This is a genomic window from Bradyrhizobium sp. 154, from assembly GCF_023073875.1.
GTDB lineage: Bacteria > Pseudomonadota > Alphaproteobacteria > Rhizobiales > Xanthobacteraceae > Bradyrhizobium.
Genome location: NZ_JADPKG010000051.1, coordinates 98,741 through 118,570 on the forward strand (window position 1 = coordinate 98,741; position 19,830 = coordinate 118,570).

15 protein-coding genes are annotated in these 19,830 nt (G+C 59.7%); all 15 read right to left on the reverse strand.

What is annotated here, in order from left to right; all coding sequences use genetic code 11:
• Positions 1-16: 16 nt before the first annotated feature.
• Positions 17-1,249 (reverse strand): P-type conjugative transfer protein TrbL, encoded by a 1,233-nt coding sequence (trbL, locus tag IVA92_RS13490; protein ID WP_247278013.1) that lies wholly within the window; start codon positions 1,247-1,249, stop codon positions 17-19.
• Positions 1,250-1,252: 3 nt separating this feature from the next.
• On the reverse strand, positions 1,253-1,624 hold the full coding sequence (gene trbK-alt / locus IVA92_RS13495) for a putative entry exclusion protein TrbK-alt (protein WP_247278014.1): 372 nt from the start codon (positions 1,622-1,624) through the stop codon (positions 1,253-1,255).
• Positions 1,625-1,626: 2 nt separating this feature from the next.
• Complete coding sequence (gene trbJ, locus IVA92_RS13500) at positions 1,627-2,361, reverse strand: P-type conjugative transfer protein TrbJ (RefSeq protein WP_247278015.1); 735 nt, start codon at positions 2,359-2,361, stop codon at positions 1,627-1,629.
• On the reverse strand, positions 2,361-4,793 hold the full coding sequence (gene trbE, locus IVA92_RS13505) for a conjugal transfer protein TrbE (RefSeq protein ID WP_247278016.1): 2,433 nt from the start codon (positions 4,791-4,793) through the stop codon (positions 2,361-2,363). The genes trbJ and trbE overlap by 1 nt, the downstream gene beginning before the upstream one ends.
• Positions 4,794-4,801: 8 nt before the next feature.
• A complete protein-coding gene (locus IVA92_RS13510) occupies positions 4,802-5,065 on the reverse strand; it encodes a VirB3 family type IV secretion system protein (RefSeq protein WP_247278017.1) in 264 nt (87 codons plus the stop codon).
• Positions 5,065-5,385: a TrbC/VirB2 family protein gene (locus IVA92_RS13515; protein WP_247278044.1), complete on the reverse strand. Its 321-nt coding sequence runs from the start codon at positions 5,383-5,385 to the stop codon at positions 5,065-5,067. Before IVA92_RS13515 ends, IVA92_RS13510 begins: the two co-directional genes overlap by 1 nt.
• A 2-nt stretch (positions 5,386-5,387) precedes the next feature.
• The gene (trbB, locus tag IVA92_RS13520; protein ID WP_247278018.1) at positions 5,388-6,308 is read right to left on the reverse strand and encodes a P-type conjugative transfer ATPase TrbB; all 921 of its coding nucleotides are present in this window, start codon (positions 6,306-6,308) and stop codon (positions 5,388-5,390) included.
• A 490-nt stretch (positions 6,309-6,798) separates the two neighbouring features.
• Complete coding sequence (gene dctA / locus IVA92_RS13525) at positions 6,799-8,094, reverse strand: C4-dicarboxylate transporter DctA (RefSeq protein WP_247278019.1); 1,296 nt, start codon at positions 8,092-8,094, stop codon at positions 6,799-6,801.
• Between the two features lie 540 nt (positions 8,095-8,634).
• A complete protein-coding gene (locus IVA92_RS13530) occupies positions 8,635-9,849 on the reverse strand; it encodes a TlpA disulfide reductase family protein (protein WP_247278020.1) in 1,215 nt (404 codons plus the stop codon).
• 217 nt (positions 9,850-10,066) lie between these two features.
• Positions 10,067-11,314: an MFS transporter gene (locus IVA92_RS13535; RefSeq protein ID WP_247278045.1), complete on the reverse strand. Its 1,248-nt coding sequence runs from the start codon at positions 11,312-11,314 to the stop codon at positions 10,067-10,069.
• Between the two features lie 2,081 nt (positions 11,315-13,395).
• Positions 13,396-13,545 carry a hypothetical protein gene (locus tag IVA92_RS13540; protein WP_247278021.1) on the reverse strand — a complete coding sequence of 50 codons (150 nt, stop codon included), beginning with the start codon at positions 13,543-13,545 and terminating at the stop codon, positions 13,396-13,398.
• Between the two features lie 795 nt (positions 13,546-14,340).
• Positions 14,341-15,342 carry a nitrilase-related carbon-nitrogen hydrolase gene (locus tag IVA92_RS13545; RefSeq protein ID WP_247278022.1) on the reverse strand — a complete coding sequence of 334 codons (1,002 nt, stop codon included), beginning with the start codon at positions 15,340-15,342 and terminating at the stop codon, positions 14,341-14,343.
• On the reverse strand, positions 15,339-16,061 hold the full coding sequence (locus IVA92_RS13550; RefSeq protein WP_247278023.1) for an SDR family oxidoreductase: 723 nt from the start codon (positions 16,059-16,061) through the stop codon (positions 15,339-15,341). The genes IVA92_RS13545 and IVA92_RS13550 overlap by 4 nt, the downstream gene beginning before the upstream one ends.
• Positions 16,062-17,002: 941 nt before the next feature.
• Positions 17,003-17,422 (reverse strand): CopG family transcriptional regulator, encoded by a 420-nt coding sequence (locus IVA92_RS13555; RefSeq protein WP_247278024.1) that lies wholly within the window; start codon positions 17,420-17,422, stop codon positions 17,003-17,005.
• Between the two features lie 12 nt (positions 17,423-17,434).
• Complete coding sequence (locus tag IVA92_RS13560; RefSeq protein ID WP_247278025.1) at positions 17,435-19,414, reverse strand: conjugal transfer protein TraG; 1,980 nt, start codon at positions 19,412-19,414, stop codon at positions 17,435-17,437.
• Positions 19,415-19,830 lie beyond the last annotated feature (416 nt).

A 19,830-nucleotide genomic window follows, 5' to 3' on the forward strand; every position in this document is an offset into this window, starting at 1 on the left:
TGGAGAGACAGCGAACTCAGCGATTGTCTTGTGAGAGGTCCACCGATGCGCCGCTCCCGCCGTGATCGCCTGACCGAACCGCGTGCGTGGCCGCTGATGCTCCCTGTTGGATGGTCTGCGCACGCTTCATACGCCGAACCCAGGCTGGCGGACTGTCGGGGGCGGCCGAGGAGCCCCCCTCCTCCTGACCGACATGACCAGTCGCTCGCCCAAGGCCGGCTGCGAGCGAACGCAAGGGACTTGCCGCGCCTGGCGCGCTCGCCTCGACGCCGGAGCTTCCCGCCCGCAACATGTTCGTCGCGCCACTTGCAATCGCGCTTCCACCGCGCAGCGAGCCCGCAATCGCGCCGGCGGCAAGACCTGCAGCGCCGGCGGCAGCGCCAGCTCCTGCCGCGATCACCCCACCGGCAGCGAGGCCCGTGCCGACGGCGGTGCCTGCGCCAAGCTGCGGACCTCCGGAGACGATGCCATTGGCGATACCGGGGCCGAAGATGCCAAGGCCCAAGAGGGCGAGCGCGCCCAGGACAAGTGCCATCGCATTCTCGATGGTCGGCTGGTTGCCGCCAAAGCCGCTCGTGAACTGCGAGAACAAGGTCGACCCGATGCCCACGATGACGGCAAGGACCAGAACCTTGACCCCCGATGAGATGACATTGCCCAGCACCCGTTCAGCCGCAAAAGCGGTCTTGCCGAACAGGCCGAAGGGGATCAGGACGAACCCGGCAAGTGTCGTCAGCTTGAATTCGATGAGGGTCACGAACAGCTGGATCGCCAGGATAAAGAACGCGAGCAGCACCACGATCCAAGCAAACAGCAGGACCACGATTTGCACGAAATTCTCAAAGAAGCTGACATAGCCCATCAGCCCAGAGATGGAGTCCAGGATTGGCCGGCCTGCATCAAGGCCTACCTGCGCAATGCGGCCCGGCCTTAGGAAATCTGCTGACGAAAGGCTTGTCCCTGAGGCTTTCAGACCTAACCCCGCAAAACTTTCGAAGACGATCCGGGCGAGGTTATTCCAATTGCCAATCAGGTAAGCAAAGACGCCGACAAACAAGGTTTTCTTGACCAGCCGGGCGATGATGTCCTCGTCCGTTCCGAATGACCAGAACAGGCCAGCCAGGGTGATGTCGATTGCAGCCAGCGTTGTGGCGACATATCCGACTTCGCCCCCGACGAGACCGAATCCGGAATCGATGTAGCGGGTGAAAGCTTCCAGAAACTGGTCGATGACGCCCGTGCCGCCCATGGCTCACTCGCTTTGGCTCGGAATGGAGGAAAAGCCGGACGGGAGGCGACCTTCGTCTTTACGCGGGACTGGAGAGGGGAATGGCGCCGCGCCGGTCCGGCTATGCGAACCATCAATTGACCTGCTTCCGCCTAAGAATTGATTGCGCTGCTCGGCCCAGATCTTCTGGCATTCAAGCAGAGCGTCTTTCTGCTCGTAGGTGACGGTACGGCATTGCTCGAGCTTTGCTGCGGTCAAATCCGGTTTTGAGGCTAGAGAGACGGAAGACTGGGTCGCGCTCTCGTCGGTGCGCAGGCGAATGGCGCAGGCGGCAACCAACAGGACAGCAAGACCAGCTGCTGCCGCGACAGGTAGTCGTTCAAATCGTATTTTCATGATCAGTGGAACATCTGCACGGTTGTCGGTTGATAGTTTTGGCCCGGATTGAGAAAGCGCCGCAGCTGCTCCCTACCCTGCTCCTGCGCTGCAGCCCGTTGGGCGGATTCGAGCGTCTGTGCGCGACCTTGCGCGGCAACAGTCGCCGTAAGGTCCGCAAGCTGCTGGGCTTGCAGCGCAAGGAGCTGGTTGCCGGCCTGACTTGCCTGGAGCGCACCCGCTGCGCCCTGGCTCGCCGTCACGAGGGCGGACATCTGGATGCGGTTGGCGTCGAGATTGCCGACAACGCTCGCTTGGACCCTCATGGCGTCCTGCAGCCCGGCAACTGAGTTCTGCCAGCGTGTTTGGGCATTTGCGACCAGGAGCCCATCGGACATGCTCGCCGATGCCGGCGCATAGGTGGTGGAAAACGCGCGATCGATCTGCTGGACGTCGTAGGCAATCCGCTGCGCGTGCGAGAGTAGCTGCTGGGTGCGTTGAATCGACTTCTCGAGCTGTTGCAAGGATGAATAAGGCAGGCTCGCCAGGTTCTTCGCCTGATTGATCAGCATCTGCGCTTGGTTCTGGAGCGAAGTGATCTGATTGTTGATCTGCTGCAGCTCACGCGCGGCCGTCAGCACATTCTGAACGTAGTTGTTGGGATCGAACACGATCCACTGCGCCTTCGCTTCGCGGGGCGCTTGGATCATGGTCATGGCGATGATACTTGCTGCCAGAAGCGGGCGGATACAGCTCATCAGAGCGCTCCTTGTTTGGCGAACTGCGGAATGAGATTGCAGGCCCAGCCGAGGTCGCGCGCCTTGAGCCAGCCGGTGACGAACTCGTCCCTTCCGTGCTCGGCAAGCACCCGATCAATCAAAGCCTGGTCGGCTTTGGACGAGGCGGCCGCGAAGGCGAGCGCGATTTCGCCAAGTCCGAGCTCGAACAGGCGGTTGCCGCGGCGCGATTGGCAGTAGTAGTCCCGCTTCGGAGTGGCGCGGGCGAGGATCTCGATCTGCCGGTCGTTCAGCCCAAAGCGACGGTAAATCGCCTTGATCTGCGGCTCGATGGCGCGATCGTTTGGCAAAAGGATGCGGGTCGGGCAGCTCTCGATGATGGCAGGCGCGATTTTGGAGCCATCGATATCGGCAAGCGATTGGGTCGCAAACACGACCGAGGCGTTCTTTTTGCGGAGGGTTTTGAGCCACTCGCGGAGCTTGCCGGCAAAATCGGCGTCATCGAGCGCAAGCCAGCCTTCGTCGATGATGAGCAGTGTCGGACGGCCGTCAAAGCGGTCCTCGATCCGGTGAAACAGATAGGCCAGAACTGCGGGCGCGACAGAGGTCCCGATCAATCCGTCGGTCTCGAACACCTGGACGGAGGCTTCACCCAGCCGTTCATATTCGCCGTCGAGCAACAGGGCGTATGGACCACCGAGGCAGTAGGGCTGCAGCGCGCGCTTGAGAGCGTTGGACTGCAGAAGAACGGAGAACCCAGTCAGAGTCCGCTCCTTAACTGGTGCCGAGGCGAGTGAGGTCAACGCCGACCAGACATGATCCTTGGTCTCAGGGGTGACTTCGATCCGCTCGCGCGTCAGGATCGATGCGATCCAGTCGGATGCCCAGCCTCGCTCGCCGACATCGTCGATGCCTGCAAGCGGCTGGAGCGAGACGAATTCTGAGGATTCCAGGGCGCCGCCGAGATCATGCCAGTCGCCCCCCGTGGCGATGGCCGATGCGCGGATCGAGCCTCCGAAGTCGAACGCAAAGATCTGCGCCTCGCGATAGCGGCGGAACTGCAGCGCCATGAGCGCCAGCAGCACCGACTTACCGGCGCCCGTCGGCCCGATGACCATGGTGTGGCCGACATCTCCGACATGCAGAGAAAACCGGAATGGCGTGGAACCCTCAGTCTTACCGAAGAACAATGGGGGCGCGTTGAGGTGGTGATCCCTCACCTCTCCGGCCCATACGGCAGATAGCGGGATCATATGGGCGAGGTTCAGGGTCGAGACCGGCGGCTGGCGGACGTTTGCGTAAGTTTGTCCCGGCAGGCTGCCGAGCCAGGCTTCGACGGCATTGACCGTCTCGGCCATGCAGGTGAAGTCGCGGCCTTGGACGACCTTTTCGGCGAGGCGGAGCTTTTCGTCGGCTGCGCGAGGATCCCCGTCCCAGACCGTGACCGTTGCCGTAACGAAGACCTGTGCGATCTGATCCGAGCCCAATTCCTGGAGCGCACTGTCGGCGTCCATCGCCTTGTTGTGGGCATCGGTATCCAGAAGCGCGGAGGCCTCGTTCGTCATCACCTCCTTCAGGATCGCCGCGATCGACTTGCGCTTGGCAAACCATTGCCGCCTGATCCTGGTGAGGAGCTTTGTGGCATCTGTCTTGTCGAGCATGATCGCCCGCGTGGACCAGCGATACGGGAATGCCAGCCGGTTCAGGTCGTCGAGAATTCCGGGCGTGGTCGCGGTCGGAAAGCCCACGAGCGTCAGAACGCGCAGATGCGCCTCGCCCAGCATGGGCTCGAGACCTCCTGTCAGGGATTGATCGGCAAGCAACGCATCGAGATACATCGGAATTTCTGGCACGCGCACGCGATGCCGTTTGGTCGAGACCGTCGAATGCAGGTAGGTCAGCGTTTGCTCGTCATCGAGCCAGCCACATTCCGGCATGAAACCCTCGACGAGCTGCAGGACGCGGCCGGTCCGGTCGACAAAGCCGGCAAGCACCTCGCGCGCATCCGCTCCCGCAGCGCGATGGCTGCCCTCGTACAGCAGGCGCTCCGCCACGGCCGCACTCTCTGCCGGAGGCAGATAGAGGAAAGTCAGATAGTAGCTCGACTCATAGTGGCTGCCGGCCTCCTCGAATTGCGCTTTCCGCTCCGCATCCACCAGCGCCGAGGCGACGTCCGGGAATGTATCCGGCGGATAGCGTCCTGCCGAATGCCGTTGCGCCTCGACGAAGACGGCCCACCCCGATCCGAGGCGACGGAGCGCATTGTTGAGGCGGCCTGCGACAGCAACAAGCTCGGCCGGCACTGAGCTGTCGAGATCCGGCCCTCTGAACCGGGCCGTTCGCTGAAAGGATCCATCCTTGTTGAGAATGACGCCCTCATCGACCAGGGCCGCCCAAGGCAGGAAGTCGGCAAGGCGCGTGTTTGAACGGCGATATTCGGCAAGATTCATCATAGGCAACTCTAGGACCTGAGGTGGCTTGGAATACGGACGTGCCGGCGCACGACTTCCACGAAATCGGGATCGCGTTTTGCGGCCCAGATGGCGGCCATGTGGCCGACGAACCAGAGGAGAAGGCCGGCAACCCACAGGCGCAGCCCAAGACCGAGTGCCGCCGCTAACGTGCCGTTGGCGATCGCCACGGCGCGCGGCGCACCGCCCATCAGGATAGGCTCGGTGAGCGCACGATGCACGGGCGCGATAAAACCTGCGACAGGCTCCTCCATTAGATCACCACGCCGCCGCCGAAGGAGAAGAAAGACAGAAAGAAGCTTGATGCCGCAAAGGCGATGGACAGACCGAACACGATCTGAACCAGGCGGCGAAAGCCACCAGACGTGTCGCCAAATGCGAGCGAGAGCCCGGTCACAATGATGATGATGACCGCAATAATCTTGGCGACGGGACCCTCGACCGATTGCAAAATCTGGTTGAGCGGTTGCTCCCACGGCATATTTGAGCCAGCGGCGCACGCCGGGATACTGCTCAGCCAAAGGGTCACAATTGCCGTGGCCGGAATGCTGGCGCGGCGGAGAGATGAAGGCATCGTCATGATCGGTCTCCAATTGCAGAAAGGCTGTAATCACCTGATGCTTCTAAGCCGGTGACGCGGGCGAGCTCGCTCAAGCGGCGTTCGGCGCCGCGGCCGCTGAGCACCGCGATTACGTTGATTGTTTCGGCGATAAGCGGCCGGGGGACTGTGACGACAGCTTCCTGGACTAGCTGCTCGAGTCGGCGTAGCGCCCCGAGCGCCGTTCCGGCATGGATCGTGCCGATTCCGCCCGGATGTCCGGTGCTCCAGGCCTTGAGCAAATCGAGCGCCTCGGCTCCGCGCACCTCACCAATGGGAATTCGATCGGGGCGCAGACGAAGCGACGAACGGACCAGGTCGGAGAGCGAGATCAAGCCATCCTTCGTGCGGAGCGCCACGAGGTTTGGCGCCAAGCACTGAAGCTCGCGCGTATCTTCGATGAGAACGACACGGTCAGTCGTTTTAGCCACCTCGGCGAGAAGGGCATTGGTCAGTGTCGTCTTGCCGGTCGAGGTGCCGCCGGCGACCAGAATGTTCTTGCGCGCGCAAACTGCATCCCTCAATGCACCGGCCTGATCCGGCGTCATAATGCCGACTCCGACGTAATCCTCGAGGCTGAACACGGCGACCGCCGGCTTTCGGATCGCAAATGTTGGCGCGGCCACGACCGGCGGCAGCAGCCCCTCGAATCGCTCCCCCGTCTCGGGCAGCTCGGCAGAAATCCGTGGGCTCCCGGGATGAACCTCGGCACCCACGTAGTGAGCTACCACGCGGATGATTCGCTCTCCGTCAGAAGGGGATATATTCTTGCCAGTATCCGTAAGGCCGCTCGACAGTCGGTCGATCCACAGTCGGCCGTCGGGATTGAGCATCACCTCGACGATTGCCGGATCTTCCAAAAACCATGCGATGGCGGGCCCCAACGCGGTACGCAGCATACGCGCTCCGCGCAAGTTCGCTTCTGAATCAAAAGAATGGATCGCCACGATTTGCCCCAAGCTGCTGAGGCCGCTTCGGCGCCCTCATCTGAAGGCAAATAAAAGACAGGTCGTGTCTTACCGCAACAAAGGGAATATGCCGTTCGAAGTCTAGCGTGGAAAAAGGAACATTTGAAAAGAGCGCCGGCTTGACGCGCCGACCCCTCGACGGCGAGGCGAGAAATCGAACCACTGTCGCTGCCGCGCGTAGGCACGAATGAGCTCCCGCTTTTGGAGGACGCTCAAACCCGGGATAATGAACCACATCAGCCGGCGGGCTGCCGCAGGTACCAATGGCGACGCTGGTCTGGTGCACCACCGTGAGCGTAATGACCCTGCACCATTCCCCCTGGAATCAGGCTGGCCCTGTACTGCACGACGATTGCCTCCCAGAATGTAGGCATTCAAAGAGTGATTTCTAGTCCGCAATGGCCGAGCTGAGATCGCAGATCTACTTGAGCTGCGCGTGTAGCGAGACATGGTCGAGTTCACCTTCCCACCACGACACAAACACCGCGGCAATACCGTTTCCGATGATGTTGGTAAGCGCGCGCACCTCGCTCATGAACTTGTCGATCGAGAATACGATCGCAATGCCCGGGACGAGGTCAGGACTGACCACGGTCAATGTTGCGGCCAGTGTGACGAACCCGGCACCGGTAACACCACTTGCGCCCTTCGAGGTGAGCATCGCCACAACCAGTATCGTGAGCTGCTGGCCGAAGTCGAGATCGACCCCGAGCGCCTGCGCGATGAACAAGGTCGCCAACGTCATGTAAATGTTCGTCCCATCCAAATTGAAAGAGTATCCTGTCGGCACCACCAGGCCAACGACCGGCTTGGAACAGCCCAGCCGTTCGAGTTTTTCCATCAACTGCGGCAGCGCGCTTTCGGACGACGACGTTCCGAGGACGATCAGCAGCTCATCCTTGATGTAAACGATGAACTTTAGAATAGAAAAACCGACCAAGTGCGCAACCAGACCAAGCACAATGATCACGAAGAGCCCGGCTGTCACGTAGAACAGCGCAACCAAGCCGATGAGTTTACCGAGCGCGGACGGTCCGAATTCGCCGATAGTGTAGGCCATGGCGCCGAACGCCCCGATTGGCGCTGCCTTCATTACGATCCTAATGACACCAAACACCGCGTGTGCAGCATCGTCGACCAGACTGCGCATCCGCTCACCCCGCTCGCCAAGCGCCATCAGCGAGAACCCGAATAGGATGGCAAACAACAGCACCTGTAGCACGTCGCCTCGGGCCAGAGCGCCAACCACGCTATCCGGAATAATATTAAGGAGGAAATCGACCGCCTTCTGCCCTTCCGCTCTTTTGACGTAGTTGGCTACCGCCGCGGCATCAGCCCTGGGAGCCAGCCCATGGCCGGCCTGAACGAGATTGCCCATCACGAGACCCAGGATCAGCGCGAAGGTTGAAACGATCTCGAAGTAAAGCAGCGCCTTGACGCCGACTCGCCCGACCTTTCGTGCATCCTGAACATGCGCAATTCCGGACACAACAGTGCAGAAGATGATCGGCGCGATCACCATTTTGATCAGCTTGATGAATCCGTCACCAAGCGCTTTGACCCAGCTGTTCGTCCCCACAGCAGGCCACAACCAGCCAACGAGAACGCCAATCAGGATCGCGATGAGTACCTGGACATAAAGAACATTGTACCAGGGGCCAGATGGCTGGAACAGGGCGGCGGCTTTGACAGAGCGGCGCTGGCGGTGATTGTGCATCACGCTCGACCCGGCGCCGTGGTACCAAAGAGGGGTGACAATGAAGGCACGGCTTCGCTCAGTGTTACCTTAGCGCGGCGCGCACAGGGCACTGACCGCTTTAAACGACCCCGTCCGTTGCCAGGGTTTGCCGCCTCTCCCGAATGGGCTTGTGGCCAACGCGAAACGAAGTGCTGAATCCCTTCTGAAACCAGCGATAAAAACTTGAGAAAGCTTCCTTGAGAGTTGGAATGCATCAACGTCACCACCCATTTCAATCTTTTTTGGTTGTTCGAAGATGCCACCAGCATCTTATAAGACGCCACCTTTAGCAGCCCGCGACCACTCTTCACCTGGACAGGCATTCTCGCCGCTATCGCACCGGATCGCGACGTACGTTGAAGAAACATTCACCGTAAAGAAGTTGTGGTGGTGCGGCTCGCCTGCGTTCACCCCTCAATCATCCTATCCTCACCTCAGGTGAATGCCCCGACATCCCCAAAGGCATCGACGTCGATCGCAAAACCACAAGGGCCGAGAAGACATGGCCAGCAGCATTGCTCACGCTGCCTCCCTTGGCGATCCCGGTTGCGGCTTTTCGGGAGCTGTGTTTTGCGGTGTCGAACAACACTCCTCGTAACAGAGCTTCTCACTCCTGTAGCTCGCCAAGGCCTGGAGTGAGCACTGCACGAGATCCCGTTTCGCTACATCCGAGGCAGGCACTGCATCCAGCCATTTCAGCGCCACCTCGACCAATTCGATCGCGCGATCCCTGTTACCGGTCTCGTAATAGTACCGAGCGACCGCCCCGTACGAGAGAAACTTCGCGCCCTCGCTGCCTTGGGGCGGATTCGCCGCCAGGATGTGTTCGGAGAGATCCTTGCCCATGGCAAAGCGCTCGGCATGTGGGAAACCGGAGTAGTCTTTCGCGGGGTCGAAGAGTTGGCGGATGGCCACGCTCATCCAAACCACGGATTTCTTGTCGATCGCATCGCGAACCAATTGGCGCAATACCGCCAGGCCGGCCCGCATGTCGCGTATCTTGTGAAGCAACAATTCCGCATGAAGCCCACGAAAGGTGAGATCGTCCGGCATCGCAGCGAGTGCCTCCTCAATCCCTGAAAGGGCTGCCGCCCAATCCTTACTGTTCATGGCGGCTTCAAGCCTGGCAAAGATCGGCTCCACCAGCGCTCGCTTCTGCGATAGTTCGCGCTTTCTGCGTCGACCCTTGGTTATCCTCTCCGCATCCAGGGCTTGGGCTTCGTCGCTCACTGCCCAGGAGCCGTTCAGAACTTTGGGCAACGCGTTATCGAATTGCGTCGGATGGCCGATAAAGGCGAAGCGGCCGTCACGATCGATCACGAATGACGAAGGAATCCCGACAGAAAAGCTGGGATCCATCCAAAGCTTGTTCATTTCGCCGGCGTAGTCGAATGCGATCGCGAAGTTCAGATTCGGCAAGCTCTTCGTCAACCAAGCGTCCAAGCTGGCTCGCGCTTCATCTGCCGTCGACGCTTGTTCGTGAGCCGCGATGCCCACCACCTCAACTCCGCTGCTCCTGTATTTGCTTTGCAGGATCACCAAATTCTGCATCGAGGCGATACATGGTCCGCACCACGTCGCCCAAAACTCGATGATGTATACTTTCCCAGGTTCGAACGTTGTAACGGGCTGGCCACGTAGCCAGTCCTCAACTTTGATGGAGGGAGCCGGCGAACCGACTCTCAGCACATTCTCCGCACCGACTTGACTTGCGCTCTCAGTCACACTGGTCATTGCTCAAATTCGCTTTACCTGGCTCTGCGGAAAACAACAGCAAGTCGCATGCCAGCCAGCGCTCATTGATATTACGCATTTTTCGTATCTTTCCTGTCGACCTTGCGACGCATGTCGCATATCCGACCAGCTGTTTGGAGCTTCTCAGGCAATCAGTCGGCCGGACGTTCTTGACGCGCCTGTAGACCGACGAGGCGGGTCAGGCAGAGGGCCGACTTCACCACTCCACATCTTGATCGGTTTTCAGGATAACCATTTCGGCGATCGGGATAATGACGTGAACTGACCTGCTTTGGCCCGTCGACTTGCGCTTGACGGCGATCTCAGATTTCCAAATCAACTCTTTGAGCCGAGGGGCGATGAACCAGACCAGGGCGACCAGCTGCAGCACAACATTGATACTGAAGGCCGTCTGATACGCGATTGAGGGGTAGTGTCCGTCCTTTACCGGCCATTGCGCGAGAATTAACCCCGTCCCGTACTGGACGAGGAAAGCCCACCCGAAATGCAGAACGTTGAGCACGCCGTTCGCGCGCGCGATCAGTTGGGCCGGAAAGTAATCTCCGATGATCGCGTAGCTGAGCACGATTGCTGATCCGACCACCGCCACAATGATCCACGACGGTAGCGACGGAAATGGCGGATGCAATATCAGCGCGAGTTCGGCTGCAATGAACACAGCAGCTATGATTGCGAGCAACGTTTCAATGTTCTTGCCATGCCGACGCAGCGAATCGGCGACCACGCCGAGCAGCAATGCGCCAATGCTTAGGGCTATCGCCATGACGAGCAATTGTGTGACAAGGCTTGTTCGATCCAACCCTTCCACATCGTTCAGCCAGGACGCTGCCCACAAGGACTGCAGGGCCCACGCGGACCCGATACATGTTGAAGAAATCGGCGCAATTCTCCAGAACCGCCCATCCGTATAGACGGTCTTCAGGCTGATCGTCCCTGGAGGGCTCTTCGCAGTTGCCTCATGCTCTGGAACCAAAAAATAGATCGAAGCGGCCGCGGAGGCACTGGATGCGGCAAGCAGCTCAAATAGACCGCGCCAGCCTATCCAGTTAAGCAATGCCTCGGCTGGTGCGGTTGCCGTTACCGCGCCCAGTGCACCCAGCATGATCATACAGCCGTTGATGAGCGCCACGCGCTCTCTCGGAAACCAGAGCACGACTGTTTTCAGGCCAGACATGAGGGAAGCTGCGGTGCCAAATGCTATCATCGCGCGAGCAACCAGAAGCGACAGAAATCCACTCGATAATCCGAAAAGCGCAGCGCCTGCGGCAGCCAGCAGCAAGAGCGCACCCTGGACTCGGCGCGGACCGAAGCGATCCAAGAGCATGCCCATCGGAATCTGGCTGCCGGTAACGACCAGAAAGTAGATCGAGCCCAACAGCCCCAAGTCGGCCGTACCAAGCTCCAATTCAGAGGCGAGGCGGCCACAAATGAGCGTGTTGATCATCCGAAACAGGTAGGAAAGATAATATCCCGCGGCAAAGGGAAGGAACACGCAAGAGATGATCCGCCAGCTCCAACCCCGATTGACCGGCTTCTCGCCTGATATCAGCCCAGCGGCATCGCTGCGCGTGTTGCTCGGAACGCGGCCACTGGCTTTAACACAAGGCGTTGGCAGCTGTCGAAAGTTGATATTGCTGCCGCCCTCCTCGGCGACAGCACACGCTTCTGAGTTTTCACCTACGACGGCCACACAGTGGGGTTCTTCTTCAGCTGGCGCTCGTCGAACGGCGCGTGACGCTCCGCCTCCCATTTCAGACCCGGATCGGCTGGAATTTCCCGAGCGATCAATTGCCTCCTGCAGCAAGGGGCGGCCAAACCGTACGCGACGATCGACCTGCTCGGCAAACGCCTTGAAGCGCTCGAGCCCGAGTACGCACGCCTCGTCCTGCTTGGATGGCGGCATCGGCGGCGTCAGCGTGAGGTGGTATCGCACATGGAGAGCCAATATTTCCGCGATCATCGCGATGTCCGTCCGCAGACTGAGCACCTGCTCATTCGTTCGCTCGATCGCCTCGAAAACAAGGCCCTCTATAGGCGGCGGCGGATCCAGGAAGCGCTCAAGAGCCGCCTCGATGGCGACGCTCTTGCCCATACCAGGGCGGTCAGTCGCGGCTTGGAGGCGCTGAAAAATGCACTCAGAAAGTTGAATCGTTATCTTTCTGGTCTGCTGAGCTTCGCTTGGACTCGGCTGCGCGTCTACCTCAGCTTCATTCCGACTTGAGGTCGGTTCTCCCCGGCGCTCGCCGCTAATCTGCATACTCCAGCTTCCTTCTCTCTGCGACTGCACACCGCCCGCGCTTGCACGCGCGTGGTTTGTATGTTCGGTCGAAACGGATGAATCGCGCTGCGATGACGCACGACAAAAGCGTCGAGACCGCATGCCGCTTCAACCGCGGGGACATTCTGGTCGCAGTCTGGCGTACCGAAAGAAAGAAACGGCGGACTCTCAAAGACCAGCGCCAGACGTCTCGTAGCCTCTTGTCCCTCTAGACAGTCAGGTCGCCGACAGACGAGCGATTTCGCGGACGGTGCGTGCACCCTTACTTGAAATCGAAAAAGTCACCGATCCAAAAAAAGAGGCGCAGGCGCAATCTAGACAGCGCCCTCGCGCCCCCGACGTCGCGAACGACCCCCGCGGACGCACCGGCGTTGTTCCCTATGGGGTGATGCGCCTCATAAGAAGCGCACCAGCTCATGCGCGCGACCAAAATACACCTGCGCCTCACCGGTTTCCGGCATGCATCACCAGCGTGCGATAGGACTTACAACCGTTCGCGTGCCGCGCGTCCAGCCCAGCTCACGGCCGTTGAAACGTATCTGCTGGCCCGGTGCGACCACTCACTTCTCGGGGCCTTAGGGGAAGGGTCGGCCGCACTGGCAGGCGGCTGAATCGCGTAGCGGGTCCCCCTCGCTATGGCGGCAGACGTAGCGCTCGTTGTGCCCGTCCTCGCCAGCCAGGAGATCCATCGCTCCCTCCGCACGCCGGGCATTGCTTCCGGATCTGATGGAGGACTGCCATGTGAATTGTCCCTGCCGACAGCGAGCTTACTCGCGCCAGATCGGCTGTTACAGGCACCTCGCAGCACATTCCGCGCAAGGCCACTGCTCGCCCGCCTTGACGTCGGAGCCGCCGATGTACTTAAGTGCATCCTGGTAGCGTTGAGTTGGGGCACACCATGGATGTTGAGTTCTACAGCTTTGCATAGCGGGCCCGCGATCTGGCCGGTAAGGCCGACCCGTTCACGCGAAAGCGGCTTCTGGTGCTGGCCGCGAAATACGATGCCAAGCTCGGCAAGCCTTCGTCGGCCAGGCGCAATCTTCAACGCACGCTACCGCTGCCCCGCACCGTGCCAGCCGTGAGCGCCATCTCCGATGCCGGCGAGGCTTGACGAAGACCGCCGGCAGCGGCAGCAAACATCACCGCTCCAGGGCGCTGGATTTTCCAGGGACGGTACACGAACTACATCGGGAAAGGATGCGCACCCAAGCCGGAGTGAGCACCCGGATCTCACCAGTCGACCGCCCTCACCGCACTTCGGAAGCACTGCGGCCGCCGAGCAGCTTGCCGGTGTAGGCATTCACGAAATGGACCGAGGAGCATGCCAGACAAACGACCGGCAGATGAGTGTCGGGACCGATCTGCTCCAGTGCCGTCAGCAGGTGCTGCACGTTCATGCCCGGCGTGGGCACCTGAAAAGTACTCTTTGCTCCATCCGGCCAGCATAGGGCTGGATACTGCGCCCTGAAACTGCGGTTGTTTACTGAGAGCGTGCCGGCGCCTCCTGGAGCACCGTGCGGCGGCAGTTATGAATCTTCATCGCGTCTGGAGGCTGGGTCGAGGACACCATTTTGCGTATTCTTTGGCCCAGCGCTCAAGCCGCGCGGCTGGCTCCGGATCGTTGAGCGCAAGAGTGGGCACCTTCTCGGCAAGTAATCTGGTTTTATCGTCCTCCATGGAATTCCTACCCCGAATGGGGCTCGTGTTGCGCAGAATGCTGGATGCCCTTGCATACAACTCACCGTAGCTTGACTCCGCGTTCACCTTCAGCCGCCAGCTTCCCCGGCGAGGATTGCCTGGACCTGATCTCCCCCGCCGTTGGACGCCACTCGGAAAGACCTGCCGTGACGAGCCGTCTCGAGCTGACGATGTGGCCTTTGCGATATGAGCGGATCCTCATTGAGGCAACATCCAGATCTCGAGGCGGGGCGCTGCAAGGATGGGCGATGCGGCGGTCAGCGTAACAGTTCGAACACCTGAAGCGTACTTGCCGCTGCAGTGACGAGGTGCGCTGTAGGCTGAAGGCCTCGGCGAGGCTCCGCAGCTGGGCATTTCTCCAATAGAGAATCGGTCTGGATCATGCGAGCGGCCCGCATGGCCCTGCTGCAAACTAGTTCCTTCTACCTGTATCTCCGGCCGTTCGGGTCGAAGCGGGATGCACCAATCTCCTCCGGCCCTGGCGGGCAGGACCATTAACTCTCAAGCGGCGTCAGAGCGCGGGCCTCGCGGTGAAGGCCGGTAGTCGCCACGCTCCTGGGGGGAATAATCCGTTCATGGACGTGCGAAGAAGGTGTCCGGTCGATCAGGAGGCTGATCAGTTCAGGGCGACTGTAGTGACCGCTTGCATCCATCACTCTCTTGCGCCCGTCGATTTCGATGAAGTCGAGATCTGCAATCACATCTCCTTCACCTTCGTTCAGGGGCTCGCCTATCAATTGACCATCGGGGGCAACGATAGCGGTGAAGCAACCGCCCGAAATCGGAGCGATAGCAGCGCCCGTGTCGTTGGCAATTTGGGCTTGTTGGTCGGCGTTGAGCCATGCGGTTGCGCTGACGACGAAGCAGGCCGACTCAAGGGCATGCTGCCGGGTGCTCACTTCCGTTTGCTGGGAGAAGAGGGGGCCGAAGATCGAACCGGGGTACATCGCGGAGTGGATCTGCTCGCCATCGGCAATCAAGGCGTATCTGGCCAGCGGGAGATAATGTTCCCAGCACACAAGCTGGCCGATCCGGCCAACCGCGCTGTCTACGGCGCGAAGGCCGGCACCGTCGCCCTGGCCCCAGACCATCCGCTCATGATAAGTAGGGGTGATCTTGCGGCGACGCTGGATCAGCGTGCCGTCCGCATCGAACAGGAGTTGAGTGTTGTAGATTGATCCTCCGTCCCGCTCATTGGCGCCGACGGAAACGACCATTTGGGCGTCCTTGGCGGCATCGCCGATCGCATGCGTCTCCGCAGAGGGTACCGTAAGGGATTGCTCAAGCAGCCTCTGATGCTCCTTGGCAAGCGTGAAGGGCGGCTGGACGAACGAGAAATACGGGTAGTAGGGAATGATGGTCTCGGGGAACGTGGCGAAACGCACCCCCTTCTTGCCCAATTCGCGAATCTTTTTGGTGATCTTCTCGACTGTCCCCTCTCGGCTGTACAACATGGGGCTGATCTGTACGGCGGCTGCCTTGACGATGTTTCTCATTCTCTTCTTCTCATTGTGAGTATTCGAGCGCTGCACTGGACTGGTGTAGAGGACGACAGATGACTGTCACGGGAGGCTCTTCGAGCACATCGGCAAGGCTTGTCGGATTCAGGGCTGTGCGTCTGCCATCGACAGGCGCGTCGATGCCGGTGATGTAGGATGCGTCGCAGAAAGCGAGGAAGCTCACGCGCCGCGATCTTGCGTGGCTTGCCGAAGTGTTTCGCGGCTATCTGCTCGAGCAGGACCGATCCGCGGTCTTGCACGCTGGCCTCGGAAATGCCGATCTTCCTAAACAGCGGGCTTTCGATGACGCACGAGCTCTCGGCGTTTACCTGAACGCTTCGGCGGATCAGTTGGTCGCCAAGCGCTCGCGTCAAGTTGCACAGTGCGGCCTTGGATGCGGATACGGCCGATGTTCCCGCAATTCCGACCTGATCGGACAAAGAAGCCGTGAAGCCGATCGCGTTTAGGTTGCGCACGAGAGGCAACGCGCTGTGGACGTTGAAATAGGGTCTAGGGAAATTGACGCTTAAGACGTCAAAGCTCTGCTGCGTTGTTTCCGCGAGCGAGCCGGGTTTCGCGATTTCGGCATTGGCATCGAAACGGGCTATAATAGTTTCGCGCATTCCTTCGAAGCGGGATAGCCAGCGCGAAAAGCGGCAATCGCCAAGCCTCCCTGTCCAGATAGCTGCACAATGCCCTGCAGGACTTTGGCTCATGACGCGTTTTCCGCATCGCTTTGCGTTGAGGGATAAGGCTTTCTACCTACTGTGTCGGTAGTCGCGTCGGCTACTGCCGTAGTCGAATCATGCGCCATCATGTAGTACGTGGCGAAGTGGCCGCTCTTGCTGGCGATCTTACCATTCTTGCGAGTGAGGTTGCCCTTCTCACGTTTGGTAATCCCGTTTGAATGAGGCCCAATTCCCCCGGATGGCGACGATGGCCAAGCATCCTCACAGAGCTTCATCTTGCACCGCTTGGCGATCAGGGGCATCGGGACAAGCTTCCATCCCGTGGCCTTGCGCAACTCTGCTTGTGTAACGCCGTCTTGTCGTGAGGCGAGAGAGCGGATCAGATTGGATTTGGTTGCTCCAAGCCAATAGGCTTCTCGTGGCGCAGCTGTCCCTTCCATCGAAAGGGGACGATTTAGTTCCGTTCCTTTGGAATTGTGGAAACATGTTGCAGACGATCTCAGGCGTTGCCCGATCGCAATCTGACGTAAACGGATAACGTCGCACCAGTTTGCTGAAGTGTGCGGCAGTGCAAGTTCTCGCATTTTTCGACAGGATGTTCGCATAGTAAGACCTTACAACGTGGATTGCTAACACAGAGGACCTGCGATGCAATTCGCTAAAACTGGTAGGCCAACTATTCAGAAGACCTTGAAACTCTGGAAGGCTTCCGCTTGCTCAAGCAAGCAGCGTTACTCCAGTGAGCGGCAGCTCGATGGAGACCGGACAAGTCTCAACTCGCTTCAGATTTCAGCATTCATGTCATGCGGCCTGCTACCCTCAGATATCTGCCGTCGGTACCAATCTAACGCGCTCGCTCCGTTCGATTTGGCTCTATCGTTGTTTGCGGCCGAAATGTACTCGGCGCGAGCAACCCTCGCAAATTCCCTTGTAGTCCTGCATCGCCCGCCCGCTCGTCGGTTGTTGAATTACTCTGGAATTGCGGGGTTCGAATCGAAGCTCACCTCTTTCAGAACGGTTGATCCGCTGGAAAGCCTTCGGCCAAGCGCTTCAACGAATCGATCATAACGTTCGGCGCCTTTGGCGCGAGCGGCTGGACTGGATTGTTCTGGTAATGCCGGCACCGATGTCAACCAGAAGCGAATGAACAGGGCGAGCGTCTCGAGCGTGATGTTGCCATTGCGTTCGAGACGCTCGAGCAGCCGTGCGGTCCGATCCAGCCGCTTGGCAATAGCCGCCTCGCGTCGGTCGGAATCGTCAGGCGAAAGAAATGACGTGATCGCGGCCTCTGCGACCAGCGACTTGGGTTGGCCACGACGCTCCGCGAAGACATCAAGGGTTCTGAATGTCTCCGGATCAAGGTAGACACTGAGCTGAATCTTTTTCACCGATTTGCCAACTCAGAGGTCCATGCCATCGTCAGGGTCGAGGCTGGTCGCGCGCGCTAATCCGTGCATTGCGCGGCTAAGCGCTTGTGCCTGGACAGCATCTGCGTCGGGCTCATCGGGACCAGCATCGAACTCATGTTCCGCGAGCGGTGCCTTGATTTCGATCTCCTCGTGCTGCGGCAATTCTGGCTCGCGCCGCAGCCCTCCATTCAGATCGCCACGCTTTCGCTGCCGAGGCGCAAGCAGTTCGGTCGAGGGCGCAGGGGTTGGGTTCCCTGACCAGTCTTCATCTGGGCGCGAGGACAAGAGAATTGTTCCTGTTTCAGCGGGCTTGACGATTCGCTTCTGAAATTGCGGGTCCTCATAGTAACGAACCTTAGTGGCACGCAGCGGATGGAGGCCCGACACCATCACAATCGCCTCTTTCGATGAGAGCTGCATGACTTCGCCGGGCGTCAGGAGCGGACGGGACGTCTCTTGGCGGCTCACCATCAAGTGTCCAAGCCAGGGACTTAAGCGATGCCCGGCATAGTTTTTCATGGCGCGCAGTTCGGTTGCGGTCCCCAGCGCATCCGAGACGCGCTTAGCGGTGCGCTCGTCATTTGTGGAGAAGGCGATCCGGATGTGACAATTGTCGAGAATCGCGTGGTTCGGCCCATAGGCGCGTTCTAACTGATTCAAGCTCTGAGTGATCAGGAAACTGCGAATGCCATAGCCCGCCATGAAGGCAAGCTGGCTCTCGAAAAAATCGAGGCGGCCAAGGGCTGCAAACTCATCGAGCATCAGGAGGAGCTTTTGACGGCGCCGGTCGGGATCCAGGCTCTCGGTCAGGCGCCGTCCGATCTGGTTGAGGATGAGCCGCATCAGGGGTTTTGTGCGGACGATGTCGGATGGCGGCACGACGAGATAGAGTGAAACGGGCTGCTGTCTGTCGACGAGATCGCGAATGCGCCAATCGCTCCGCGCGGTGACCTTAGCGACGACCGGATCGCGATAAAGGCCCAAGAAGCTCATTGTGGTCGACAGCACGCCCGACCGCTCGTTTTCGCTCTTGTTGAGCAGCTCTCGCGCAGCTGAAGCGACGACGGGATGAACGCGATCACCAAGATGGGGAGTCGCAAGCATCGCATTCAGCGTGGCCTCGATCGGGCGGCACGGGTCCGAAAGGAATCTGGCAACCCCGGCAAGTGTCTTGTCAGCTTCAGCGTAGAGGACATGCAGGATAGCGCCGACGAGCAGAGAATGGCTGGTTTTTTCCCAATGATTGCGCCGCTCGAGCGCCCCTTCGGGATCGACCAGGATATCCGCGACATTTTGCGCGTCTCGTACTTCGCAATCACCACGGCGAATCTCAAGAAGGGGATTGTAGGCCGCGCTTGCTGCGTTGGTCGGGTCGAACAAGAGTACATCTCCAAGGTGCGCGCGCCACCCCGAGGTCAACTGGAAATTCTCGCCCTTGATATCGTGGACGATCACCGAACGCGGCCAGGTCAAAAGCGTCGGAACCACAAGGCCGACTCCCTTGCCCGAACGGGTAGGCGCAAAGCAGAGCACGTGCTCAGGCCCATCATGGCGAAGATATCGACCATGGAAACGCCCGAGCACAAGGCCATCGTTGCCTAGCAACCCCGCCCGTTTGACTTCGCGCGTATCGGCCCAACGCGCTGATCCGTAAGTCGTGACATCGCGAGCCTCATGCGCGCGCAAGACCGAAAGCACCATTGCTGCGGCGACTGCCGCGATCCCACCGCTCCCGGCAATGGCGCCCCCCTGGAGGAATATCGTGGGCGCGTAAGCGTCGAATTCAAACCACCAGATGAAGAAGGCAAACGGCTGGTAGACGGGCCAGGTGCCTAATCTGAACCAGGCCGGTCCAAGCTGCGGCTGGAACGCAAGCTGACAAGCAGTCCATTCGGTCGCGGCCCACACGAAGGTGAACGCGATTAGGCAAACCAGGATCACCTGATGCCAGATGATTTTTGTCGCAGACATGGCTTGCCGATATCGACACGATCGACCTGTTGGCTACAATCAGAGGCTTATGCTTCTCGTAGTCGCGCGCGCCCTGGCGAACGGATCGGCGGGTCAGATTGGCAAGCCGCGTTTGGGCCCAAAAAGATCCCTCGCGTGGAACAGGCCGCCTCAAAGCACCGTCCCAAGCAGCTTCGCGTGATAGGCGCTTGGATGATGAGACAATCAACTCGTACCGTGCTGCCGCTCTAGGCGAACCGGCCGGCCTTCGCGAAGCGAGATATAGATGTCCGGAAGGCTAGCTCGCGTCTGGCCTAAGCTCTCCGTAAGTGCGCGCGATCAAGCGAGGTGCGGCGTGCCACAACGCGTTATCGATGAGGCGGGCGTCCCGGATTAAATCGGCGGGAGGCAGGGTCGCGGAGTACAAGAATCATGCG